Source organism: Janthinobacterium sp. GW822-FHT07H10, assembly GCF_058798675.1.
This window is the reverse complement of the sequence record NZ_JBXAKS010000007.1, coordinates 16,269-38,648: the sequence shown is the minus strand read 5'-3', so window position 1 is coordinate 38,648 and position 22,380 is coordinate 16,269. Positions and strand designations below refer to the sequence as shown.

Genomic DNA, 22,380 nt, shown 5'->3' with positions numbered 1-22,380 from the left:
CATGGCGCGCATCGAACTGGTCGACCTGGCCCACGCCTATAAACCGAACCCGGCGGCTGCCGCCGACTACGCGCTGCGGCCCATGAGTATGGCGTGGCATGACGGCGGCGCGTATGCCTTGCTGGGACCGTCCGGCTGCGGCAAGACGACCTTGCTCAATATCATCTCCGGCCTCGTGAAACCGTCGCATGGCAAGGTGCTGTTCGACGGCAAGGATGTCACGCAGTTGCCGACGGAAGCCCGCAATATCGCGCAAGTGTTCCAGTTTCCCGTCATCTACGACACCATGACCGTGCACGACAACCTGGCGTTTCCGTTGCGTAATCGCGGCTGGAAAGAGATCGAGGTGAAAAAGCGCGTGCAGCAGGTGGCGCAGATGCTGGAATTGACGGGCGACCTGAAGTTGCGCGCCAGCGGCTTGTCCGTGGACGCCAAGCAAAAGATTTCGCTGGGACGGGGGCTCGTGCGCCCCGACGTGGCCGCCGTGCTGTTCGACGAACCGCTGACGGTGATCGACCCGCATTTGAAATGGCTGCTGCGCAGAAAATTGAAGGAAATCCACCACGAACTGAAATTGTCCTTGATCTACGTCACGCACGACCAGGTGGAAGCGCTGACCTTTGCCGACCAGGTGGTCGTCATGACGCAGGGCGAAGTAGTGCAGACGGGCAGCGCGCAAGCGCTGTTCGAGGAACCCGAGCACACGTTCGTCGGCTATTTCATCGGCAACCCGGGCATGAACTTGCTCGATTGCACGGTCGAGGATGGCGTGGCGCGGGTGGCGGGCCAGCCTTTGGCGCTCGCTGACGCGGCGCGCGCGGCCCTGCTGGGCGCGCAGGGAAAGATCACGGTGGGCGTGCGGCCCGAATTCGTCGAGTGTCTGACGGCAAGCGATAGCGGCGATGCGGGCGGCGGCGATACCGTGGCCGCCACGGTCACGGCCGTGCGCAACATGGGCACGCACTACCTGGCCGAGTTTCGCCTCGGCAGCGCCACGGTGGCGGCCAAGCTGCGCGCCATCGATGCCGTCGCCGGCGACGCAGTACGGCTGCGCTTTCCCCAGCAACGCACTTTGTTCTACGTCAACGACAAGCGGGTGGCCTGATGATCAATACTGGTAAAACCGATAATAATCGCCGCGCCTGGCTGCTGATCCTGCCCGTGCTGCTGTGCGTGGCCTTTTCCGCCATCCTGCCCCTCATGACGGTGGTTAATTATTCCGTGCAGGATATCCTGAGCCCCACGCAAAAGGTGTTCGTCGGCACCGAGTGGTTCCGCATGGTCATGCTCGACGGCGACCTGCACAGCGCGCTGTTGCGCCAGCTGCTGTTTTCCGGCTCCGTGCTGGCCATCCAGATTCCGCTGGGCATCCTGATCGCCCTGTGCATGCCGGCCGACGGCTGGAAGGCGTCGCTGGCGCTGGTGCTCATCGCGCTGCCCCTGCTGATTCCCTGGAACGTGGTCGGCACCATCTGGCAAATCTTTGGCCGCGGCGACATCGGCCTGATGGGCTATACCTTGAACCAGCTGGGCTTTGACTACAATTACAACGGCAATTCGCTCGATGCGTGGCTGACCGTGATGGTGATGGATATCTGGCACTGGACGCCCCTGGTCGTGCTGCTGTGCTATGCGGGCTTGCGCGCCATTCCCGACGCCTATTACCAGGCGGCGCGCATCGACGGCGCCTCGCGCCTGGCCGTGTTCCGCTACATCCAGCTGCCGAAGCTGCGCAAGGTGCTGATGATTGCCGTCCTGCTGCGCTTCATGGACAGCTTCATGATCTACACGGAACCGTTCGTGCTGACCGGTGGCGGGCCGGGCAATGCCACCACCTTTTTGTCGCAATACCTGACGCAAAAGGCCGTGGGCCAGTTCGACCTGGGACCTGCCTCGGCCTTCTCACTGATCTATTTCCTCATCATCCTGCTGTTCTGCTTTGTGCTGTACACGTGGATGCAGCGCGTCGGCACGGGAGACCAGAAATGATGAACCGTAAAATCAGCGGCGCCATCCTCGCCGTCTTCCTGCTGGGCTCGCTGTTGCCCATCTACTGGATGCTCAACATGTCGCTCAAGACGAACGAGGAAATCGTCGGCGTGCTGAGCCTGTGGCCCGAGCAGCTGACGTTCGCCAACTACCAGACCATCTTCACGGACCCGTCGTGGTACAGCGGCTACATCAATTCCATGATCTACGTGGCGCTGAACATGGTGATGTCGGTGACGGTGGCCTTGCCGGCCGCGTATGCGTTTTCGCGTTACAACTTTGTCGGCGACAAGCATTTGTTCTTCTGGCTGCTGACCAACCGCATGACGCCGCCCGCCGTCTTCCTCGTGCCCTTCTTCCAGCTGTATTCGACGGTGGGACTGATGGATACGCACCTGGCCGTGGCGCTGGCGCACATGGTCTTCAACGTGCCGCTGGCCGTGTGGATACTCGAAGGCTTCATGTCCGGCGTGCCCAAGGAAATCGACGAGACGGCGTATATCGATGGCTACAGCTTCCCCCGCTTCTTCATCCGCATCTTCTTGCCGATGATCAAGTCGGGCGTGGGCGTGACGGCGTTCTTCTGCTTCATGTTCAGCTGGGTGGAACTGTTATTGGCGCGTACCTTGACCTCGGTCAATGCCAAGCCCATCGCCGCCACCATGACGCGCACGGTGTCGGCGGCCGGCATGGACTGGGGCGTGCTGGCGGCGGCCGGCGTGCTGACCATCGTGCCCGGCGCGCTGGTGATCTGGTTCGTCCGCCATTACATTGCCAAGGGCTTCGCCATGGGGAGGGTGTGAGATGGAAAACAATATCGACAGCACCGCCAGCCTGTTCGGCTGGATGGCGTGGACGCCGGAAGTGGCCGTCTTTTTCATCGGCATCGGCCTGATGCTGGCCGGCATGACGATCTGGCAAATCCGTTCGCCCAGCATCGAGCGCAAGGGCTTTTTGCCCATGCCCACCACGCGCGGCGACCGGCTGTTCATCGGCCTCCTGCTGGCCGCGTATGTCAACCTGGCCTGGGCGGGATTCACGGAAATGCAGCAGGCGATCGGGGCTGCCATCAGTTTTGTGTTGTTGTTAATTGTAATGCGTTGGGGGTGAGGGCACCTGGCACAAGCTGCGCTTGCGTCAGGTGCTACAAGTTAGGTGTATGACGTCGTAGATGAAAAACCGGCCCGCCCATGGCAGGCCGGATGACAACTAAAAAGGAGATTCACGATGAAATTGAAGTTCACGGTCTTCGCGGCCGCGGCCATGCTCGTGTCGAATGCGGCCCTGGCCGACGCCAAGCAGGCGCAAACCTGGATCGACAAGGAGTTCCAGCCCTCCAGCCTGAGCAAGCAGCAGCAGCTTGCTGAAATGAAATGGTTCATCGATGCGGCCGCCAAGCTGAAAGCCAAAGGCATCAAGGAAATTTCCGTGGTCTCGGAAACCATCGACACCCACGTCTACGAATCGAAGACCCTGGCCAAGGCCTTCGAGGACATCACGGGCATCAAGGTGCGCCACGACATCATCCAGGAAGGCGACGTGGTGGAAAAGCTGCAGACGTCCATGCAGTCGGGCAAGAGCATCTATGACGGCTGGATTTCCGATTCCGACCTGATCGGCACCCACTACCGCTATGGCGCCGTGGAGCCGCTGTCCGACTACATGGCCGGCAAGGGCAAGGATTACACGAATCCTGGCCTCGACTTGAAGGATTTCATCGGCATCAGCTTCACCACGGCGCCCGATGGCAAGGTGTACCAGCTGCCCGACCAGCAATTCGCCAACCTGTACTGGTTCCGCGCCGACTGGTTCGCGCGCAAGGATCTGCAAGCCAAGTTCAAGGCCAAGTATGGCTACGAACTGGGCGTGCCGCAGAACTGGTCCGCGTATGAAGACATCGCCGACTTCTTCACGAATGACGTGAAGGAACTGGACGGCAAGAAAGTCTATGGCCACATGGATTACGGCAAGAAGGATCCTTCGCTGGGCTGGCGCTTCACCGATGCGTGGCTGTCGATGGCTGGCGCGGCCGACAAGGGCATTCCAAACGGCATGCCCGTCGACGAGTGGGGCATCAAGGTGGCGGCCGACAAGTGCACGCCCGTGGGCGCGTCGATGTCGCGCGGCGGCGCCACCAATTCGCCGGCCGCCGTGTTTGCGCTGACGAAATATATCGACTGGATGAAGAAATACGCGCCGCCGCAGGCGAACGGCATGAATTTCTCGGAATCGGGCCCCGTGCCGGCGCAGGGCGAAATCGCCCAGCAAATCTTCTGGTACACGGCGTTTACGGCCGGCATGACGAAACCGGGCTTGCCAGTGGTCAACAAGGACGGCACGCCGAAATGGCGCATGGCGCCGTCGCCGCACGGCCCGTACTGGAAGGAGGGCATGCAGAACGGCTACCAGGACGTCGGTTCCTGGTTCCTGTTCAAGTCCACGCCGGACGACCGCAAGGCCGCCGCCTGGCTGTACGCGCAATTCGTCACCTCGAAAACCGTGTCGCTGAAGAAATCGATCGTCGGCCTGACCTTCATCCGCGATTCGGACATCCGCCACGATTACTTCACGAAACATGCGAACGAATACGGCGGCTTGATCGAGTTCTACCGCAGCCCGGCCCGCGTGGCGTGGACGCCGACGGGCAACAACGTGCCCGACTATCCGAAACTGGCGCAGCTGTGGTGGAAGAACGTGGCCACGGCCATCACGGCGGAAAAAACGCCGCAAGCCGCCATGGATAACCTGGCCGAGGAAATGGACCAGGTCATGGCGCGCCTGCAGCGGGCCGGCATGAAGGCGTGCGCGCCCAAGCTCAATCCGAAAGGCGACCCGAACCAGTACCTGTCGGACCAGCACGCCCCATGGAAAAAGCTGGCGAATGAAAAGCCGAAGGGTGAAACGATTGCCTACGACAAGCTGCTGCAAGCCTGGAAAGAAGGCAAGGTAAAGTAGTCGTGTAAACTCCTGCCGCCGTTGTTCCGGGGCACGGGCGTTTGCCCGTGCCTTTTTTACTGTATAGCCGTAGTAGCGACCATGACCAAATACATACTTGCTTTAGACCAGGGCACCACCAGTTCGCGCGCCATCCTGTTCGACCACGCTGGCCGGCCGCACGCCAGCGCGCAGCGCGAGTTCCGCCAGATTTTCCCCCAGCCGGGCTGGGTCGAGCATGATGCCGGTGAAATCTGGGCCTCGCAGGAAGGCGTGCTGCGGCAGGTGCTGCGCGACAGCGGCGTGGCGGCGTCCGACGTGGCCGCCATCGGCGTGACCAATCAGCGCGAAACGACGGTACTGTGGGACCGCGCCACGGGCGAGCCTGTCGCCAACGCCATCGTCTGGCAAGACCGGCGCAACGCGGCCTTTTGCGAGCAGCTGGTCGAACAGGGCAAGGCGGACTTGATCCAGCGCAAGACGGGTCTCGTGCTGGACGCGTATTTTTCCGCCACCAAACTCAAATGGCTGCTCGACAATGTGCCGGGCGCCCGCGCGCGCGCCGAGCGGGGCGAGCTGGCCTTCGGCACGGTCGACAGCTGGCTGATCTACAAGATGAGCGGCGCCCACATCACGGACACGAGCAACGCTTCACGCACCATGCTGTTCAACATCCACACCTTGCAGTGGGACACGGACTTGCTGGCGCTGCTCGATATTCCCGCTTCCTTGCTGCCCGACGTCGCGCCATCGAGCGGCGTGGCCGCGCACACGCATGCGGCCTTGCTGGGCGTGCCCGTGCCCATCGCCGGCATCGCGGGCGACCAGCAGGCGGCCACGTTTGGCCAGGCCTGCCTGAAGCCGGGCATGGCGAAGAATACCTACGGCACGGGCTGCTTCATGCTGATGAACGTGGGGAAACGGCCGCTGCAATCGAAAAACCGGCTGTTGATGACGGTGGGCTGGAGCCTGGGAGCGGGCCCTGACAACACGGATTACCTGTTGGAAGGCAGCGCCTTCATCGCGGGCGCGGCCGTGCAGTGGATGCGCGACGGCATCGGCATCATCCGCGACTCGTCCGAAGTGGAAGCGCTGGCCACCAGCGTGCCCGATTCGGGCGGCCTGGTCTTCGTGCCCGCGTTCGCGGGCCTCGGCGCGCCGTACTGGGACCCGTATGCGCGCGGCACCCTGATCGGCATCACGCGCGGCACGGGCAAGGCGCACATCGCGCGCGCGGCGCTCGAAGGCGTGGCGTACCAGAACGTCGACGTCTTGTCCGCCATGCAGGATGATGCCGGCATTGCGCTGTCCGAGTTGCGCGTCGACGGCGGCGCGGCCCGCAACGACATGCTGATGCAGTTCCAGGCCGACATCTTGAATGTGCCCGTGGTGCGTCCCGTGGTGACGGAAACGACGGCCCTGGGCGCCGCCTACCTGGCGGGCCTGGCCGTGGGCTTCTGGACTTCCGAGGAAGAAATCGCCGCCCAGTGGCAGGTGGGACGCCGTTTCGAACCGGCCATGGCGGCCGACGAGCGCCTGACGCGGCTGCACAAATGGCAGCGGGCCGTGGAGCGTTCGCGCGACTGGAGCGAGTGACCGCTTACTGGCCTGGCCTTGCCACGCGTTTTAGCAGGCCCGGCGTTGCGCCAGCGCGCCAACGGCGGCGATGCAGACGCCCAGCATCAGGGCGCCAGACAGGGCCAGGCAGGCAGCGGCGCCCAGCGGCTCCGCATCGGCGGCACGGCACAGGCGGCCACCAGGATAAAACTGGCCGTAAAGGCGAGTATTGTCGTGCTCAGGATTTCACGTAATACACAAGGTAGCCCACCGTTTCACGGGGGATGGAATACAGGTCGCGCCGCTCGAAGTAGGGCGCGTGCACGTTGCCGCTGACATCGATGCCGCTGCGCTCCAGCGCCAGCCGGAAGCGGGGCACGTGAAAATATTGCGTGGCGACCATGGCCGTGCGCCAGCCATGCGCGCGCATGAGCAGCGCCGCGTTGCGGGCCGTGGCGTCCGTGGTCCAGCCTTGATTATCTTCAAGAATGGCGCCGGCCAGCATGCCGCGCGCTTGCAGGTAGCGCGCCATGGAAGCGGCCTCGTCGAAGCCTTCCTTGCCCGTGGCGCCGCTGACGAGGATGCGCGGCGCCCGGCCCGCCTGGAATTGCGCCAGGGCCGCATCGAGGCGCGCCCGCAGGCGGGGGCTGGGCGTGCCGTCGGGGGCGATGGTATTGCCCGGCACCACGATCACATCGGCGGGCGCCAGCTTGTCGTCGAGTCCCGTCAATACCAGTGCTGTCGTGGCCAGCAGGAAAGTGATCAGCGCCAGCAGGGCGGTCCATCGTATTGTTCGCATCGCTATACATCCAGCAGGTTTTTCGTGAGCGCGACTGTAGCAGATGGCGGATGACTTGCGCGTTCTCAAGCCAGCGCAGGGGGATGTTCGTCTATGCTAAGCTTGGTTATCTGGCAACCCTGGACCACCCACCCTGTATTGGAGAAGCAGCATGACAGCCGTATCCAGCATCCTGATCGCCATGGCCTTCGCCGCGCAAACGGGCCAGTCCGACCCTTCGAACCAGTATGACCGCGCCGGATCCGCCGGGCGCGGCGACGATATCCAGCTCGTGTGTTATGGCGAAGCGGAAAAAATTGTCATGGAAAACCGTTCCGGCATGGAATGGGACAACGACAGGCACAAGTATGTGCAGAAATCCACCCTGGAGACGGGCAAGAGCAATTTCGATACGGCCGTCAATGTGTCCATCCACGGCGGCGCGGCGCAAATCCGCTTGCCGAAGCAGCTGATTCCACCGATCCATGCCGACAGCAGCGATGGCTGGTGGGACGTAATGGACCTGATCGTTGGCCACGATGAAATCCGCGGCCGTTTCCAGCTGAACGCCTTGAACCGTCCCACCGTCGTCATCAACCGCCGCAGCGGCGTCATCACGGTCGATGGCATGATCAAGTTCAGCGGCCGCTGCGACGCCGATGACGGGCACCGGCGCTTTTAACATCTACGCTCAGACGATGCCGCCCACGCCCCGCGCGCGCTGGTTCGACAGATAAATATTATCCTTATCCAGCGGCTTGCCTGCGCGCACGGCATCGAGCCAGTCGCGCGTGCTGACGACGGCGGCGAAATTCGAATGGAATACGGCGCTGAACACGCGGTGGATTTCCTCGGCGCTGGCCGCGCCGCCCGCATTGGCGTAGGGCAGGGTGCCGGTGGCGTCCTGCAGGAACTCGACCTGCAAGCCGTCGTGCGCGGCCTGGTAGATGGTGGCGGCGTCGCAGTTGTGCGTCATGTAGCCGATCACGCTCAGGGTGTCGATGCCGTGGCTGCTTAGCCAGGCGCTTAAGTCCGTGCCGGCAAATGCGCTGCCCATGTTCTTGTTGATGCGGTGGTCGGCGGCAAAGGCGGCCACCTGCGGGTGCAGTTGCCAGCCGTCGCTGCCTCTGGCGAAGATGGGCGAGGCTTCCGGCGCATCGTGCTGGACGACGATGACGGGCACGCCGGCGGCGCGGGCGGCATCCATGGCCTGGACGATGTTCGGCAGGGAAATGTCGACGGACGGATATTCGATGGGCATCTGGCCCGTGAAGTATTCATTTTGCACGTCGATGACGAGCAGGGCGCGGCGTGGTGCGGTGGCGGCTTGGGTGGACATGGGTTCTCCTGGAAGGGGGGACAGAGGAAATGGCTCCTCGATAAGGCCATTGTCAGGCCGCGCACTGCAAACAAAAAGTGGCCCGAAGGCCTATCTGCGATAAAATCGGGCCATGCCTATTTCCATCTCCCATTGCGCCCCCTTGACGGTGGCCGTGATTGCCTTCGACGGCATGACGCCTTTCCACCTGTCCGTGCCTTGCCTCGTGTTTGGCGCCCAGACGGACGAGATCGACCTGCCGCGCTTCCACGTGCGCGTCTGCGCCGCCGACCCCGCGCCCCTGCGCACGGCGGCTGGCTTTGCCATCACGCCCGAATTTGGCCTGGAAGGCCTGGACGGCGCCGATATCGTCATCATGCCGGCCTGGCACGACGATTGCCGCGAGGCGCCGGCCAGCTTGCTTGACGCGCTGCGGGCTGCCAGCGGGCGCGGTGTGCGCATGGTGGGCCTGTGCCTGGGCGCGTTTCCCCTGGCGCAGGCCGGCTTGTTGGATGGCAAGAGCGCCGCCACGCACTGGGGCATGGCCGATCAACTGGCGGCGCGCTACCCGGCGGTGCGGGTCGCGCGCGACATGCTGTACGTGGACGATGGCGGCATGCTGACGTCGGCCGGCGTGGCGGCCGGCCTCGATTGCTGTCTGCACCTGCTGCGCCAGCTGGCGGGCGCCGAGGTGGCCAACCGGGTGGCGCGCCGGCTGCTGGTGGCGCCGCACCGCCAGGGCGGCCAGGCCCAGTTCATCGAGCGCCCGCTGCCCGTGTCCGGCAGCGAGGGGCGCTTTGCCGACGTGCTTGCCTGCGTGACGGCCAATCTGTCCATGGTCCACAGCATCGATGCGCTGGCCGAGCGGGCCGCCATGAGCCGGCGCAACTTCACGCGCCACTTCCGCCAGGCGACGGGCACGTCTTTTAAACAATGGCTGCTGAACCAGCGCCTTGCGCATGCGCAAGGCATGCTCGAGAAAAGCGCGGCGTCGATCGACGTGGTGGCGCAGCAAGCGGGCTTCGGCACGGCCCTGTCGCTGCGCCAGCATTTCCGCGCGCACTTGCAGACGTCGCCGTCGGCCTATCGCAAGCTGTTCCGCGAGAAACTGGCGCTACAGGCTTAAGTGTCGCGGGTGGCCGATAGCCTTGCCGTGTCGCGGCTGCCGTCGGGCAGCTTCGCGCTGACGGCGATCTGCCGCGCGATGAAGGCGGCCGTGTCGAAACCGTGACGCTCCCGGAACGACACGGTTTCGGCGCTCATGAGTTCCGCATACGTCTGCATCAGGGTCGAGGCGGCAATCACCTTGCCTTGGGCCAGGTAGTCGTCGATGGCCCCCAGCAGCACGGGGTAATCCCCATTGTCCTTGCTGCCGCCGAACTGCAGCGACAGCTGCCCGCATGCGCGCCAGATGGGGTCGGCCGCGCCGGAGGCGGGAGCGGGCTGCGCGCGCAGCCACTGCAAGGCTTTCAGCGGCCTGGCGCCGAAGCAGGGCGGCGAGATGATGGCCTGGATGGCCACCTTGCGCGCCTCCTCGCTTCTGCCTGCGCGCACGTATAGTCCATGCAGCAGCGCCAGCGCGTCCGTGTATTCGGGCAAGATGGCCAGCGCCGCTTCCAGCAAGCCGATGGCGGCGGCCGGCTCGCGCTGCGCGACGTGCTGCTTTGCCGCCAGGAAGGCGGCGCGCGGCGAGGCGGGGTCGTCGGCTAGCGCAGGCATTTCCACGATGTCGTCCTCTTCCGACGCGGCGTAGGCGCGCAGGAAAGCAGCAAGGCTGGAAAAGTTCGGCTGCAGGCGCCATTCGTCGTGCCACGTATCAACCACGATGGGTTCGCTCGCTTCGCGTCCGATGGGCCAGTACAGGCCGAAAGTGTCGCCGTTGCCGAGCGCGCCTTCGAAGAAAGGGCTGAAGCCGAGCGGCGGGTAGGGCGTGTCGTGCCGCCAGTCGTGGTCAGTGGAAATGTGCGCGAGGTGTGCGGGTAATTGCATGGAGGTAGCGGAGGATAAAACGCCAGTGTAGAGCAAGAGCGTGCCGTGGGGCGCCCTGCATCGGCGCCTGCCGCTGCAGGCGGGCCTGGCGCGCCTTGCTCAGCGCCCGCTCGATGGGCTGGTCAGCGAGCGCAGGGTATTGATGGTGGTCACCAGGTCGGAGAAGGAATCGGCGTGCATCTTGCGCATGACGCTGGCGCGGTGCAATTTGATCGTGTGTTCCACCGTGCCCAGTTCGGCCGCGATCTGTTTGTTCAGCCGGCCTGAGACGACGAGATCCATGACTTGATGTTCGCGTTTCGTCAGGCTGCCCAGGCGCAGTTCTATCGAGCGCAGCAGGGCCTGGTCCGCGATCAGCCTGCGGTTCAGCGCCAGCGCCAGTTGCACGGCCTCGAGCAGGCAGTGGGCATCGACGGGCTTGGTCAGGAAATCAAACGCGCCCAGCTTCATGGCCTTGACGCTGCTGGCCACGTCGCCATTGCCCGTCAAAAATATGACCGGCAGCAACGACTTGTTGCGCAGCAGGTGCTCCTGCAGCAGGGAACCGGACATGGCGGGCATGGACAGGTCGAGCACGAGGCAACCCGCTTGCTGCAGGTCGGCCATGGCCAGGAAATCCTCTGCGGAAGAAAATGTCTGGACAGAATAACTACTGCTGGAAAAGATTCTTTCCAGCGCACGCAGGATGGACAGGTCGTCATCGACGAGGAAAACGCGGGGGGCGGCGGCGCTGGATTTACTCATCGGTGGGCAGGGTAAATTCGATGATGGAGCCGAAGGGGTAGGAGGAGCGGGCCCAGATTTCACCATAGTGGGCCACGATGATTTTCTTGCAAATATTCAGGCCCAGTCCCATGCCGCCTTCCTTGGTGGTAAAGAACGCGTCGAATATCCTGTCGTGTTGATCGGGAGGCAAGCCCACTCCCGTATCGCTGATGGTAAATAGCGCGTATTTCCCCAGATAGGCGCGTACCGACAGGTACACGCATTTGCGCTCGTCGGGCAAGTCCTTGACCGCTTCGATCGCATTGGCCAGCAGGTTGATCATCACTTGCTGGATCTGTACCAGGTCGCCGCTCACATGCAGCGCATGGTCGCCATATTCCGTCAGGCGGATATTCTTGAGCGTCAAGTCGTGCTGGAGAAATAACCGGGCGCTGGCCAGCACGTCATTGACGCGGATGCGGTCGGTACTTCGTTTGCCGGGATAAAGCAGCTTCCTGATTTTCGCGATGACCGTGGCGGCCAGCTTGGCCTGGTCGATGATGTCGCGCGTGATGGCCAGTTGTGCCGATTCATTGAAATGCCGGTTGCGTATCATGAATTCGGCAGCCTGGGCATTGCTGAGGATGGAGGTGAGCGGCTGGCTTAATTCGTGGGCGATCGCCCCGCTCAACTCGCCTGCCAGGGTGACGCGCGACAGATGCAGCAGCTTGAGTTCATTGTCTTGCAGCGCGATCGTCGATTCCAGTTCGCGCGACCTGGCTTTTTCCATCGCCAGCCGCATGATTTTCATGGAATGGGCAATGGAGAAACTCAGGGCCACCACGGAAAAAATCGTGCTTTCCGCCAGGTAGAAATTATTTTCAATCAGATGCTGAACGGTGATGAAATTGTCCAGGCTAAGCAGTTTCAAGGAAAGGGATGTTCCAAGTGGAAAGAACGCGATAAATAAAAAAATGGCATTCATATTTTTTTTCCAGCATAGGCGAATGGTCAATAGCAGAAGAATCAATATGTTGCATAGCACGAGAGTGGCATTGGCGGCATAGGCGATGGCATAGCCAAGAAGAAATGCCAGGGGCGATATCAGTAACAGAAGCGTGATGATGACATTGTAGGTTTCGATGAGAATATTGGGCGGCAGGTCCGGTATTTTCAGATAGGTTCTGGCGAAAATGAAAAAGAAGAACATGCACAGAGAAAAAAAGAAGGGCAGCAGTGCATTGTTGAAATCGGCATTGATGGAATGAAGGAGTCCGGTGCTGGCGCCATAATAGATGAAAGTGGTAAGGCTCAGCAGGAGAAGAAATGCCGCATAGGTGATATGAATATTTTCTTTGGTTGAAATAAAAAGAAAGATACTGTAAATGCAGAATGCCAGCAGGCAGCCAAAATACATGCCTGTTAATAACAGCTCCCTGGATTTTGCGAGGGAAAAGGCATCGCTGCTGCGCACGGCAAGGGCCAGCGGTTCCTGAAAGCCGTCAAAGGTGGCCAGCCTGGCGTACACGGCCAGTTGTTGTCCGGCAGCCATGGCCAGCGGCAATGCCAAGGTCAGCGATTGTTGATAGCGGAAATTGAAGTCGCGCCGGTCGCCGCTGCGGACGCTCGTCAGGAGGCGGCCATCGCTCCTGTCAAGCACATGCCAGTCAACAAAATCCTGCAAGGGCGTGCCCAGGTCCACCGTCACTTGCGCCGGCTGCGGGCCGGAATTGTCGAGATTGAACCTGATCCACCAGCAGGCGCTGGTGAAGCCGAAATTGGGCGACCGATCCGCCACGTCGATCCAGTGCTGGCTAGACCTTGCCGTCTCGAGGTGCAGTGCACAATCGCTGTCTTCCAGCGCCTGATAGCGCTGGACCACGCCCAGGCCCGCCGCTTGCCCGGCATCCATCGCAGCCCCTTCCTGCGGCCCGGCATGTGCCGCAAACCCAACGATACCGATAAGTGTTGAAAAGATGATGTAGGTAATGAAGAGGCAGTAATTTCGCTTGAAAATAATTTTCTCATATTCCCCAAAAAGCAACATTGTAATTATTCCCATGAATGAAGCGATTGAGTTGAAATTGCCGAGCGCGATGCTACGGGTTTCGGGTGCCACTATCAATAGAACCAAAGTGTAGTACCGCTTGTTTAAGGATAAATGTACCGTGTCCAGGTTGGCTTTCCAAGAAGAAATATTTTAAATATGTGGCAAATAAGAAAATATTAATGAATTTTAATTTATCAAAAACACACTCTTGCTTGAATGGGAAGTGGATTTTTGCCGATAACGGCCAGGTGGGGGAGCAGCGATGCATGCATTACACAGGAAAATGGCGGAGATATGCAGGGTGGTGGTCCATGCCGGGGTACATGAGATCTCGCAGCAGCGATATTTTCATCGGGAATTAAAGGCGCCGAGCCTGGCGTTGCAGGGCATGGCCTTTGTGGGCGTGCTGGCGTCATATTTTCTGGCAAGGAAATTGTTTTATGTGGTTGGGCGCGAGTATTTAATCTGTATTGCCGGTGTCTTTCTTGGAATTATCATCAGCTACAAGGCATGCAATTTACGCTATTTGAATATTGGCGGCCTGGTGACCACGATTTTTTCATGTGTCGGCTTTCGCCTGCTGCTGTCGGCGAGCGGCATAGGCGAATACTGGCTGTTTCCGCTGGGAGTCCTGATGACGGTTTCCATTTCGGCCATCGCCAGCGATCCGTTGACCTACCTGGTCCTGATACTGGTGGTGTGGCTGTTATTGGGGCTGGGCGGTTTCGAGCAGGCGCTGCTGGCCAGTGGTGACTGGTCGGCGATGTATGTGGTGGCGGCCGTGCTGATCGGCCTGTTCTTCAGCGGTTATTTTTTCCGCCTGCGCTATTCGAATCATGTCGCCACGGCGCGCCTGGAAGACATGGCTTACCGCGATTATCTGACCGGCATACCCAACCGCCGCTGTTTTCTCGACGCGCTGCATGCGGCGGCCAACGACGGCAAGCCATCGCCTGGTTATCTGCTGATGGCCGATGTCGATGATTTTAAAAAAATCAATGATGAATTGGGACACGATGCCGGCGATATCGTCCTGCGCGAACTGGGGCGGATTATTGCCGCGTCGGCGGCCGGCTGTCCGCACGGGCGCATCGGCGGCGAGGAATTTGCCATGCTGATCGATGCCGACCTGGCTTGCGTGGCGTTCATGGCGGATCAGTTACTGGACGCGGTACGGCGCTCAACGGTGGTCAGGCGGGGCGCGACGATCAGCGTCGGCATTGCGCGCGTGCAGGGAAAGGCGGTGGCGGAGAGCTTGCGCCAGGCCGATGAGGCGCTCTATGGCGCGAAACTGTCCGGCAAGGATTGCGTGGTCTTTTTTTCCAATGCGCCGGGCAGGATGGACGCCAGCCTGGATACATGAACGCAAAAGAATGTGCAGGCAGGTGCGCGGGTCGCCGCAGCCAGCTTGCTTAGCTTCATTACGGGGAGAATGAGATGAATATCAAGACGATCAAGGGTAAATTGGCCATGGCGTTCGCCGCACTGGCGCTGATGGTATTAGTCGTTTCCGGCATTTCCATCAAATCGCTGCACGATGCGAATGCGCGTTTCGATACCTATCTGTCCGAAACGAATACCCGCCTGGTACTGGTGAATAAATTCATCGACGCCGTGAATAACCGGGCCATTGCAGCGCGCAATTTGCTGTTGTTTACAAAGGCGGACGCGCTTGCATTGGAAGCCGAACGGGCAAAGCAGGCGCATGCTGACGTAGGCTCGTATCTGCGCCAGTTACAGCGCAGCTTTGCACAGTCGGGTGGCCGCGGCGATGCCGGCCTGGCGCTGTTCAAGGAAATGGAGCGCATCGAGGCCATTTACGGCCCTGTTGCGCTCGATATCGTTGCCATGGCATCCGTCGGCCAGAATGCGGCCGCCATTCAAAAGCTCAATGATGAATGCCAGCCTTTACTGCTGGGGCTGGGCAAGGCGACAAATGCCTATTCTCAATATGCCCAGGCGCGGGCCGGCGAGCAGGTGGCGGCCGGCACGGCCGCCTTTCTCGCGCAGCGCGCGCTGCTCGTGGGCGTTTGCATGGCCGCCTTTTGCGCCGCCGCCGCCGCAGGGATCTGGATTGCGCGTACGCTGTTTCGTGCGCTGGGCAGTGAGCTTGCGTTGCTCGGTGCAGCCGCGACAAAAGTCGCCAGCGGCGACTTGAGCCGGGTGCGCGGCCTGGCATCGCCGCCGCCGGACAGTGTCATGGATTCCTTGCTGGCAATGCAGGGGGCACTGGCGCAGATGGTGGGACAGGTGCGCGAGGCGTCGCAGGCGATTTCCACGGGATCGGCGGAAATCGCCACGGCAAATACCAGCCTGAGCCTGCGTACCGAAGAGCAGGCATCCAGCCTGGAGCAGACGGCGGCCTCGATGGAGGAATTGACTGGCGCGGTCAGCAATACAGCCAGCGTGGCCAGGAAGGCCAGCGAGCTGGCCACGTCCGCCTCGCAGGTCGCCTGCCGGGGCGCCGACGTCGTCTCCCGCGTCGTCGAGACCATGACGGCAATTAATGCCGGCTCTCAACGAATTGCCGATATTCTCGGCACCATCGATGGCATTGCCTTCCAGACCAATATCCTGGCCTTGAATGCGGCGGTCGAGGCGGCGCGCGCGGGGGAAGAAGGACGGGGCTTTGCCGTGGTGGCCAGTGAAGTGCGCAACCTGGCGCAGCGCAGCGCGGTGGCCGCCAAGGAAATCAAGGTGCTGATCGACGCCTCCGTGGCCAGCGTGGCCTCGGGCAGCCGCCTGGTGCAGGATGCGGGCGTGACCATGGGGGAAATCGTCGACAGCGTCGGCCATGTGGTGGCCATGATAGGCGAAATCAGTACTGCGGCCCGGGAGCAGAGTGAAGGGATCGGGCAGGTCAACGTGGTGGTGAGCCAGCTCGACCGCATGACGCAGGAAAACGCGGCGATGGTGGAGCAAACGGCGGCCGCGGCCGAGCAGCTGAAGGAGCAGGCCACCCAGATGGCGGCGCTGGTCGGCACGTTCAGGCTCGGGGACGAGCGCGATGGGGCGGGCAGTGCGGGCCCGGCGCTGGCCAGGAATCCTGGCGCGCGCAGGGTTGCCCTGGGCGCAGTGGGCGCGTCATAGGCGGGCTGAGCCGCTCGCCGAACCGCTTACTTGCGCGGCTCGTGGATGCGGTACTTGCTGACCACGCCCGCCTGGTCGAACACGACGGCTACTTCGCGCGTGCCTTTCTGGCCCAGCAGGGGCAGCAGGCGCGCCACGCTCGGTGTCTGCAGCTGGTTCTTGTAGACCCACACTTCATAGCCGGGATCGAAGCTGACGACGGTGGCGTTGCCCAGGGCCGCGTCGAGGTCGAGGCGGGTGGTCTTGCCGACGGTAATGCTTTGATAGATGGCGCCGTTGGCTGGCGCGCGGTTGACTTTGTATTCACTGGCGGTGCACATGGCCACGGCCAGGCCCGCGAGGCAGGAAAATGCCAGTTTCATCAATGTGTTCATAAGGACTCCCGGTGTGCATCACTGCTTCCAATCTCAGAGGGGACGGGCGTGATGTCATGACAGGAGTGTGCTTGCGAAGCGGCTAATGTGCTACCAGATTATACAAAGTCGCAAAATTCGATGCTGTCGGTACCGGTAACCGGTACCTTTACCGGTTCTGCAGCACCTCGGTCGAGAGGGCCAGGGTTTCCTTGATTTCTTCCATCACCACGTAGCTTTTCGACTGGGCGGCGCCGGGCAGCTGCAGCAGCATGTCGCCGAGCAATTTGCGGTACTCGGCCATTTCATGGATGCGCGCCTTGATCAGGTAATCGAAGTCGCCCGACACCAGGTGGCATTCCTGCACTTCGGGAATTTGCAACACTTCGCGGCGAAATTGCTCGAAGGCGGACGCCGATTTCTGATTCAGCGTAATCTCCACAAAGACGAGCAGCTTGGCGCCCAGCGCGGCCGGGTTCACCTTGGCGTGATAGCCGGTGATGACGCCGTCGCGCTCCATGCGCTTGACCCGCTCGATGCAGGGCGTGATGGACAGGCCCACCTGTTCGCCGAGGTCTTTCATCGAGATACGGCCATCCTGCTGCAGGATGCGCAGGATGTGGCGGTCCAGCTTATCCAGTCCGCGTGCCGATTCTTTAAGTATTCTCATGATTTATTGCTGAAATTCTCGATTTATACGTGAACAAATACTGGGTCATTCCCAATATGATAGCGGTAAATCTGGCACTAGCCTAAAAAATATAATGAGGAAACTATGCGTATCGTGATTCTGGGTAGCGGCGTCATCGGCGTCACCAGTGCTTACTATCTGGCCAAGGCAGGACATGAGGTCACCGTCATCGACCGCCAGCCGGGCCCGGCACTGGAAACCAGCTTCGCCAACGCGGGGCAAATCTCGCCCGGCTACGCGTCGCCCTGGGCCGCGCCCGGCATTCCGCTGAAGGCCGTGAAGTGGATGATGCAGCGCCACGCGCCGCTGGCCATCTCGCTCGACGGCAGCGCTGCCCAGCTGAAATGGATGTGGCAGATGTTGCGTAATTGCACACCGGAAGCGTATGCCGTCAACAAGGAACGCATGGTGCGCCTGGCCGAATACAGCCGCGATTGCTTCAAGGTGTTGCGCGCCGAAGCCGGCATCACGTATGAAGGCCGCCAGCAAGGCACGATGCAATTGTTCCGTACTGAAAAGCAATACAACGACGCTGCCAAGGATATCGAAGTGCTCAAGGATGCGGGCGTGCCGTATGAAGTGCTGCAGCGCGATGAACTGTCGCGCGCCGAGCCGGCCCTGGAAGCCGTGAAAGGCAAGCTGTTCGGCGGCCTGCGCCTGCCCAACGATGAAACGGGCGATTGCCAGCTGTTTACCACGCGCCTGTCCGAGATGGCCGTGGCGCTGGGCGTGAAGTTCCGCTATGGCGTGGCGATCGACGCGCTGCTGACGCAGGGCGATGAAATTGTCGGCGTGCAATGTGGCGCGGAAATCGTCAAGGCCGATTCCTACGTGGTGGCGCTCGGTTCCTACTCGACGGGCTTCATGAAGCCGCTGCTGGACATCCCCGTGTATCCGCTGAAGGGCTATTCGATCACCGTGCCTATCGTCAACGCGGCCAAGGCGCCCGTGTCGACCATCCTCGATGAAACCTACAAGATCGCCGTGACCCGTTTCGACGACCGCATCCGCGTCGGCGGCATGGCGGAAATCGCCGGCTACAACCTGGGCTTGAACCCGCGCCGCCGCGAAACGCTGGAAATGGTCGTCAACGACCTGTTCCCCGGCGGCGGCAACACGGCCGAGGCCACGTTCTGGACGGGCTTGCGCCCGATGACGCCGGATGGCACGCCCATCGTCGGCCGCACGCCGCTGCGCAACCTGTTCCTGAACACGGGCCACGGCACCCTGGGCTGGACCATGTCCTGCGGTTCGGCACAATTGCTGGCCGACCTGATGTCGTCGAAAAAGCCGGCCATTCTGGCCGACGACCTGTCCGTCAGCCGCTACAGCGGCGCGCAGGGCAATGGCAAACTGCAACACGCGGTGGCCTGAGATGGCGGCCAGCATGCCCCCGAAGGAGCGTAGCGGCGCTATTTTGACGGTAGACCTCGACGCCGTGCGCGCCAACTACCGCTTGCTGCGCGACAAGGCCCATCCGGCAGCCTGCTCGGCCGTCGTGAAGTCCGACGCGTACGGCCTGGGTGCCGCGCAAGTGGGCGCGGCCCTGTATGAAGAGGGTTGCCGCCACTTTTTCGTGGCCCACCTGGAAGAGGGCATCAGCCTGCGTCCGCACGTGGCGCCCGACGCCGACATCTTCGTGCTGCACGGCCCGCCCGTCGGCACGGAAGGCGAGTTCACGGCCCATGGCTTGACGCCCGTACTCAACAGCGAACCGCAGGTGGCCGGCTGGCGTGCCCACGCAAAAGCGCTGGGCACCACCCTGAACGCCATCGTGCAGGTCGACAGCGGCATGTCGCGCATGGGCCTGTCCCCGCAGGAAATCGACGGCTGGCTGGCCGATGAACACTTTCTTGACGGCATCAAGGTGCGCTACATCATGAGCCACCTCGCTTGCGCCGACGAGCGCAGTAACCCGATGAATGGCGAGCAGCTGGCGCGCTTCATCGCCATCCGCGCCCGTTTGCCGCAATACCGCGCCAGCCTGGCCAATTCCTCGGGCATCTTTTTGTCGCCCGATTTTCATTTTGACCTCGTGCGGCCCGGTGCCGCGCTGTACGGCATCGCCCCGCACCCGGACGCGCCGAACCCGCTGCGGCCCGTGGTGCGCCTGCAAGGCAAGGTCATGCAGACGCGCACGATCGCCGCCGGCGACCACGTGGGCTACAGCCGCCGCTACACGGCCAGCGAGCCGCGCCAGGTGGCCACCGTGTCCGTCGGCTACGCCGATGGCTGGCTGCGCAGCATGAGCAACCAGGGCCTGGCCATCGTCGACGGCGTGAAAGTGCCGCAGATCGGCGCCATCTCGATGGATTCCATCACCCTGGACGTCAGCGCCATCGCCCGGGAGCGCGTCGCGCCGGGCAGCCTGGTCGACCTGATCTGCGCCGAACACCCGGTCGACGCCGTGGCGGCCATGGCCAATACCATCGGCTATGAAGTGCTGACCAACCTGGGCGGGCGTTATTACCGCGAATACAGGGGCCTGGCCCAGAGCGCACGCTAGGCAGCGCGAAACCGATGATTGTGTGGCAAGATAGCCCCGGTGTGAGCTTCACTCCGGGGCTTTTCTTTAACCATCAGCGGGGATTTCTATGAGTCAATATAACGTTGCGATCATCGTCGGCAGCCTGCGCAAGGATTCCTTCAACCGCAAGCTGGCCGACGCCATCATCAAGCTGGCGCCGCCCGAGTTTTCTTTCAAGCATATCGAGATTGGCGACTTGCCGCTGTATGACCAGGACGATGACGGCGCGCAGGCCGAGCAGGTGCTGCGCCTGAAAACGGAAATTTCCGACGCGCAAGCCTTGCTCTTCCTTACTCCCGAATACAACCGTTCGATTCCCGGCGTGCTGAAAAACGCCCTCGACCATGGCTCGCGGCCGTATGGCCAGAGCGTGTGGGGCGGCAAGCCGGGCGCCGTGCTCGGCGTCTCCGTGGGCGCCACGGGCACGGCGCTGGCGCAGCAGCATTTGCGCAATGTGCTGGCCTACCTCGATGTGCCGCTGCTGGGCCAGCCCGAGATGTTTATCCAGGCCAAGGACGGCCTGTTCGACGAGCATGGCGGCATCGGCCCCGCCAGCCTGGGCTTCTTCCAGGGCTGGATGCAGCGCTATGTGGACTGGGTCCGCAAGCACGCGATCCACGCCTGAGGCGGCGTGCTGGAAGGTGCGGGCTCGATGCCTGGCCTTTGACGCAGATCAAGGCGGCAGCGCATGTCGTTGCCGCCTGTACACATTCCCCGCTGATTGATGCCAAGATTTCAATGTTGGCACGGCTGTCTCGGTATAATGCGCCCTTTCTTTAGCGCAACACCACCCGTACACTACCTACTTCCCGCTGACGCCATGTGGACTAAACCTGTTCTGCGCATGAACTTGCGCCGCCTGATCGTGCTCGTGGCCTTTGCCAGCGCCCTGGTTGCGCTGGCCAATACGTTTTACGCCAGCTACCGCGTGCAGCGCCAGTTGCTGATCGACACCACGCTGGAAGCGAACCATGCGTATGCGAGCAAGCTGGCCAGCACGGCCGAGGATTTCCTGCAGTCGGCGCGCCAGCAGCTGGCCTACAGCGCCGGGGGCCTGCCGTCGCGCATGGGCGACGACGCCTGGCTGACGGCCGAGGCGCAGCGGCTGCGCCTGCAAACGAACAGCTTCAATTCCGTGCTCATCGTCGACGCCCATGGCAAGGTGCTGGGCGTGTCGCCGGAAACGCTGGCCCTCAAGCACCGCCAGCTCGATTCGGCGGGCGCCGTGCAGGCGCTGCGCGAACGCCGGCCCCTCGTCACGCAGCCGTACGTGTCCTCGGCAGGCAACCTGGTCGTGTTCGTCTCGCATCCCATCGTCGGCAAGGACGGGCGCTACCTCGGCTATGTGGGCGGCAGCATCTACCTGAAACAGAAAAACATCCTGTACACCATGCTGGGCCAGCACTACTACCGCGACGGCTCCTACCTGTACGTGGTGGACCAGAAGCGGCGCCTGCTGTACCACCCGGATCCCGAACGCCTGGGCGACCTGGCGGGCCGCAATGAGGTGATCGACGCCATCATCGCGCAGCAGGGCGGCGGCAACCGGCGCATGGACAACAGCCTGGGCGTGGACATGCTGGCCGGCTACGCCGTCATGCCGTCGACGGGCTGGGGCATCGTCGCGCAGCGCCCGACGGCCATGACCCTGGCGCCGCTGAACCAGCTGATGCTCAACACGCTGTGGCATTCGCTGCCGATCGCCTTGCTGAGCCTGCCATTCATCTGGTGGCTGGCCAGCCTGATTTCGCGGCCGCTGGTACAGCTGGCCGACGGCGCGCGACGCATGGATGCAGCGGGTACGGCCGAGCACATCGCGGCCATCCGCTCCTGGTATGTGGAGGCGGCGCAGATCAAGAAAGCCTTGCTGAAGGGCTTGGCCTTGTTGCAGAACAAGATCGGCAAGCTGAAGTCCGACGTGCAGACGGACCCGCTGACGGGCTTGTCCAACCGGCGCGGCATGGCGGCAGCGCTGGACGCCTGGCAGACGCAGGCGCGGCCGTTTTCCGTGATCGCCATCGATATCGACCATTTCAAGCAAGTCAACGACCGCTGGGGCCATGGCGTGGGCGACGACGTCATCCTGCGCCTGGCGCAGCTGATGCGCGCCTGTTCGCGCGATGCCGACGTGCTGTGCCGCAACGGCGGCGACGAATTCATCATGCTTTTGCCCGACGCCGACCTCGACGTGGCCATGCAGGTGGCCGAGCGCCTGCGCGCCAGGGTGGCCGACGCCGTCATTCCCGGCGCGGGAGCCGTGACGGTATCGCTGGGCGTCGTCTCGTCCGAGCAGGCGGCCGGCGATGCGGATGCCGTGCTGCGCGCCGCCGATGCGGCCCTGTATGTCGCCAAGGAAAATGGGCGCAATTGCGTGGGCATCACGGAACCAGCCTGACAGG

Annotated in this window: 21 protein-coding genes; 14 read left to right on the top strand and 7 right to left on the bottom strand. The window is 62.3% G+C overall.

What is annotated here, in order from left to right; all coding sequences use genetic code 11:
• Position 1 precedes the first annotated feature (1 nt).
• From AC1RDJ_RS16895 to glpK, 6 genes are all read left to right on the top strand, one after another.
• Entirely contained in the window at positions 2-1,105 is a 1,104-nt protein-coding gene (locus AC1RDJ_RS16895) for an ABC transporter ATP-binding protein (RefSeq protein ID WP_493028182.1), read from the top strand.
• The gene (locus tag AC1RDJ_RS16890) at positions 1,105-1,989 is read left to right on the top strand and encodes a carbohydrate ABC transporter permease (protein ID WP_493028180.1); all 885 of its coding nucleotides are present in this window, start codon (positions 1,105-1,107) and stop codon (positions 1,987-1,989) included. The genes AC1RDJ_RS16895 and AC1RDJ_RS16890 overlap by 1 nt, the downstream gene beginning before the upstream one ends.
• A complete protein-coding gene (locus tag AC1RDJ_RS16885; RefSeq protein WP_442905900.1) occupies positions 1,986-2,792 on the top strand; it encodes a carbohydrate ABC transporter permease in 807 nt (268 codons plus the stop codon). Before AC1RDJ_RS16890 ends, AC1RDJ_RS16885 begins: the two co-directional genes overlap by 4 nt.
• 31 nt (positions 2,793-2,823) lie before the next feature.
• On the top strand, positions 2,824-3,099 hold the full coding sequence (locus tag AC1RDJ_RS16880; RefSeq protein ID WP_071326346.1) for a DUF2160 domain-containing protein: 276 nt from the start codon (positions 2,824-2,826) through the stop codon (positions 3,097-3,099).
• Between the two features lie 117 nt (positions 3,100-3,216).
• Positions 3,217-4,944, top strand: a complete 1,728-nt coding sequence (locus tag AC1RDJ_RS16875; protein ID WP_493028179.1) for an ABC transporter substrate-binding protein — start codon at positions 3,217-3,219, stop codon at positions 4,942-4,944.
• A gap of 81 nt (positions 4,945-5,025) precedes the next feature.
• On the top strand, positions 5,026-6,519 hold the full coding sequence (glpK, locus tag AC1RDJ_RS16870; protein WP_493028178.1) for a glycerol kinase GlpK: 1,494 nt from the start codon (positions 5,026-5,028) through the stop codon (positions 6,517-6,519).
• Positions 6,520-6,718: 199 nt separating this feature from the next.
• On the opposite strand, the gene AC1RDJ_RS16865 is transcribed toward glpK, so the two are convergent.
• A complete protein-coding gene (locus tag AC1RDJ_RS16865; protein ID WP_493028177.1) occupies positions 6,719-7,279 on the bottom strand; it encodes a YdcF family protein in 561 nt (186 codons plus the stop codon).
• 151 nt (positions 7,280-7,430) lie between these two features.
• On the opposite strand from AC1RDJ_RS16865, the gene AC1RDJ_RS16860 reads away from it, so the two are divergent.
• On the top strand, positions 7,431-7,940 hold the full coding sequence (locus AC1RDJ_RS16860; protein WP_493028176.1) for a hypothetical protein: 510 nt from the start codon (positions 7,431-7,433) through the stop codon (positions 7,938-7,940).
• 9 nt (positions 7,941-7,949) lie between these two features.
• Here the strand turns inward: AC1RDJ_RS16860 and AC1RDJ_RS16855 are convergent, their stop codons facing one another.
• Positions 7,950-8,597 (bottom strand): cysteine hydrolase family protein, encoded by a 648-nt coding sequence (locus AC1RDJ_RS16855; RefSeq protein ID WP_493028175.1) that lies wholly within the window; start codon positions 8,595-8,597, stop codon positions 7,950-7,952.
• 142 nt (positions 8,598-8,739) lie between these two features.
• Here AC1RDJ_RS16855 and AC1RDJ_RS16850 point away from each other — a divergent pair, with 142 nt between their 5' ends.
• A complete protein-coding gene (locus tag AC1RDJ_RS16850; protein ID WP_493028317.1) occupies positions 8,740-9,702 on the top strand; it encodes a GlxA family transcriptional regulator in 963 nt (320 codons plus the stop codon).
• On the opposite strand, the gene AC1RDJ_RS16845 is transcribed toward AC1RDJ_RS16850, so the two are convergent.
• From AC1RDJ_RS16845 to AC1RDJ_RS16835, 3 genes are all read right to left on the bottom strand, one after another.
• Entirely contained in the window at positions 9,699-10,565 is an 867-nt protein-coding gene (locus AC1RDJ_RS16845) for a tetratricopeptide repeat protein (RefSeq protein ID WP_493028174.1), read from the bottom strand. The genes AC1RDJ_RS16850 and AC1RDJ_RS16845 overlap by 4 nt on opposite strands.
• A gap of 99 nt (positions 10,566-10,664) precedes the next feature.
• Complete coding sequence (locus AC1RDJ_RS16840; protein ID WP_493028173.1) at positions 10,665-11,309, bottom strand: response regulator transcription factor; 645 nt, start codon at positions 11,307-11,309, stop codon at positions 10,665-10,667.
• Entirely contained in the window at positions 11,302-13,389 is a 2,088-nt protein-coding gene (locus AC1RDJ_RS16835; protein WP_493028172.1) for a sensor histidine kinase, read from the bottom strand. The genes AC1RDJ_RS16840 and AC1RDJ_RS16835 overlap by 8 nt, the downstream gene beginning before the upstream one ends.
• A gap of 193 nt (positions 13,390-13,582) precedes the next feature.
• Here AC1RDJ_RS16835 and AC1RDJ_RS16830 point away from each other — a divergent pair, with 193 nt between their 5' ends.
• Both AC1RDJ_RS16830 and AC1RDJ_RS16825 read left to right on the top strand, forming a co-directional pair.
• Positions 13,583-14,683 carry a GGDEF domain-containing protein gene (locus AC1RDJ_RS16830; RefSeq protein ID WP_493028171.1) on the top strand — a complete coding sequence of 367 codons (1,101 nt, stop codon included), beginning with the start codon at positions 13,583-13,585 and terminating at the stop codon, positions 14,681-14,683.
• Between the two features lie 74 nt (positions 14,684-14,757).
• A complete protein-coding gene (locus tag AC1RDJ_RS16825; RefSeq protein WP_493028170.1) occupies positions 14,758-16,410 on the top strand; it encodes a methyl-accepting chemotaxis protein in 1,653 nt (550 codons plus the stop codon).
• Between the two features lie 26 nt (positions 16,411-16,436).
• Here AC1RDJ_RS16825 and AC1RDJ_RS16820 read toward each other — a convergent pair whose 3' ends face one another.
• Both AC1RDJ_RS16820 and AC1RDJ_RS16815 read right to left on the bottom strand, forming a co-directional pair.
• Positions 16,437-16,784: a hypothetical protein gene (locus AC1RDJ_RS16820; protein WP_156894739.1), complete on the bottom strand. Its 348-nt coding sequence runs from the start codon at positions 16,782-16,784 to the stop codon at positions 16,437-16,439.
• 148 nt (positions 16,785-16,932) lie between these two features.
• Positions 16,933-17,433, bottom strand: coding sequence for an Lrp/AsnC ligand binding domain-containing protein (locus tag AC1RDJ_RS16815; RefSeq protein WP_071322999.1), 501 nt, complete (start codon positions 17,431-17,433; stop codon positions 16,933-16,935).
• Positions 17,434-17,538: 105 nt separating this feature from the next.
• Here AC1RDJ_RS16815 and AC1RDJ_RS16810 point away from each other — a divergent pair, with 105 nt between their 5' ends.
• The 4 genes from AC1RDJ_RS16810 (at position 17,539) to AC1RDJ_RS16795 (ending at position 22,376) form a co-directional block, all read left to right on the top strand.
• Positions 17,539-18,828, top strand: coding sequence for a D-amino acid dehydrogenase (locus tag AC1RDJ_RS16810; RefSeq protein ID WP_071323000.1), 1,290 nt, complete (start codon positions 17,539-17,541; stop codon positions 18,826-18,828).
• A gap of 13 nt (positions 18,829-18,841) precedes the next feature.
• Complete coding sequence (alr, locus tag AC1RDJ_RS16805; RefSeq protein WP_232251193.1) at positions 18,842-19,960, top strand: alanine racemase; 1,119 nt, start codon at positions 18,842-18,844, stop codon at positions 19,958-19,960.
• A gap of 88 nt (positions 19,961-20,048) precedes the next feature.
• Complete coding sequence (locus tag AC1RDJ_RS16800) at positions 20,049-20,606, top strand: NADPH-dependent FMN reductase (RefSeq protein ID WP_071323002.1); 558 nt, start codon at positions 20,049-20,051, stop codon at positions 20,604-20,606.
• Positions 20,607-20,801: 195 nt separating this feature from the next.
• A complete protein-coding gene (locus AC1RDJ_RS16795; RefSeq protein WP_493028168.1) occupies positions 20,802-22,376 on the top strand; it encodes a diguanylate cyclase in 1,575 nt (524 codons plus the stop codon).
• The last annotated feature ends 4 nt before the right edge of the window (positions 22,377-22,380 follow it).

Bases quoted from the DNA above. Each gene is read 5' to 3' on its own strand.
- AC1RDJ_RS16895 (WP_493028182.1), top strand. From the start codon at position 2: ATGGCGCGCATCGAACTGGTCGACCTGGCCCACGCCTATAAACCGAAC.
- AC1RDJ_RS16890 (WP_493028180.1), top strand. From the start codon at position 1,105: ATGATCAATACTGGTAAAACCGATAATAATCGCCGCGCCTGGCTGCTG.
- AC1RDJ_RS16885 (WP_442905900.1), top strand. From the start codon at position 1,986: ATGATGAACCGTAAAATCAGCGGCGCCATCCTCGCCGTCTTCCTGCTG.
- AC1RDJ_RS16875 (WP_493028179.1), top strand. From the start codon at position 3,217: ATGAAATTGAAGTTCACGGTCTTCGCGGCCGCGGCCATGCTCGTGTCG.
- glpK (WP_493028178.1), top strand. From the start codon at position 5,026: ATGACCAAATACATACTTGCTTTAGACCAGGGCACCACCAGTTCGCGC.
- AC1RDJ_RS16865 (WP_493028177.1), bottom strand. From the start codon at position 7,279: ATGCGAACAATACGATGGACCGCCCTGCTGGCGCTGATCACTTTCCTG.
- AC1RDJ_RS16860 (WP_493028176.1), top strand. From the start codon at position 7,431: ATGACAGCCGTATCCAGCATCCTGATCGCCATGGCCTTCGCCGCGCAA.
- AC1RDJ_RS16855 (WP_493028175.1), bottom strand. From the start codon at position 8,597: ATGTCCACCCAAGCCGCCACCGCACCACGCCGCGCCCTGCTCGTCATC.
- AC1RDJ_RS16845 (WP_493028174.1), bottom strand. From the start codon at position 10,565: ATGCAATTACCCGCACACCTCGCGCACATTTCCACTGACCACGACTGG.
- AC1RDJ_RS16840 (WP_493028173.1), bottom strand. From the start codon at position 11,309: ATGAGTAAATCCAGCGCCGCCGCCCCCCGCGTTTTCCTCGTCGATGAC.
- AC1RDJ_RS16830 (WP_493028171.1), top strand. From the start codon at position 13,583: ATGCATGCATTACACAGGAAAATGGCGGAGATATGCAGGGTGGTGGTC.
- AC1RDJ_RS16825 (WP_493028170.1), top strand. From the start codon at position 14,758: ATGAATATCAAGACGATCAAGGGTAAATTGGCCATGGCGTTCGCCGCA.
- AC1RDJ_RS16820 (WP_156894739.1), bottom strand. From the start codon at position 16,784: ATGAACACATTGATGAAACTGGCATTTTCCTGCCTCGCGGGCCTGGCC.
- AC1RDJ_RS16815 (WP_071322999.1), bottom strand. From the start codon at position 17,433: ATGAGAATACTTAAAGAATCGGCACGCGGACTGGATAAGCTGGACCGC.
- AC1RDJ_RS16810 (WP_071323000.1), top strand. From the start codon at position 17,539: ATGCGTATCGTGATTCTGGGTAGCGGCGTCATCGGCGTCACCAGTGCT.
- alr (WP_232251193.1), top strand. From the start codon at position 18,842: ATGCCCCCGAAGGAGCGTAGCGGCGCTATTTTGACGGTAGACCTCGAC.
- AC1RDJ_RS16800 (WP_071323002.1), top strand. From the start codon at position 20,049: ATGAGTCAATATAACGTTGCGATCATCGTCGGCAGCCTGCGCAAGGAT.
- AC1RDJ_RS16795 (WP_493028168.1), top strand. From the start codon at position 20,802: ATGTGGACTAAACCTGTTCTGCGCATGAACTTGCGCCGCCTGATCGTG.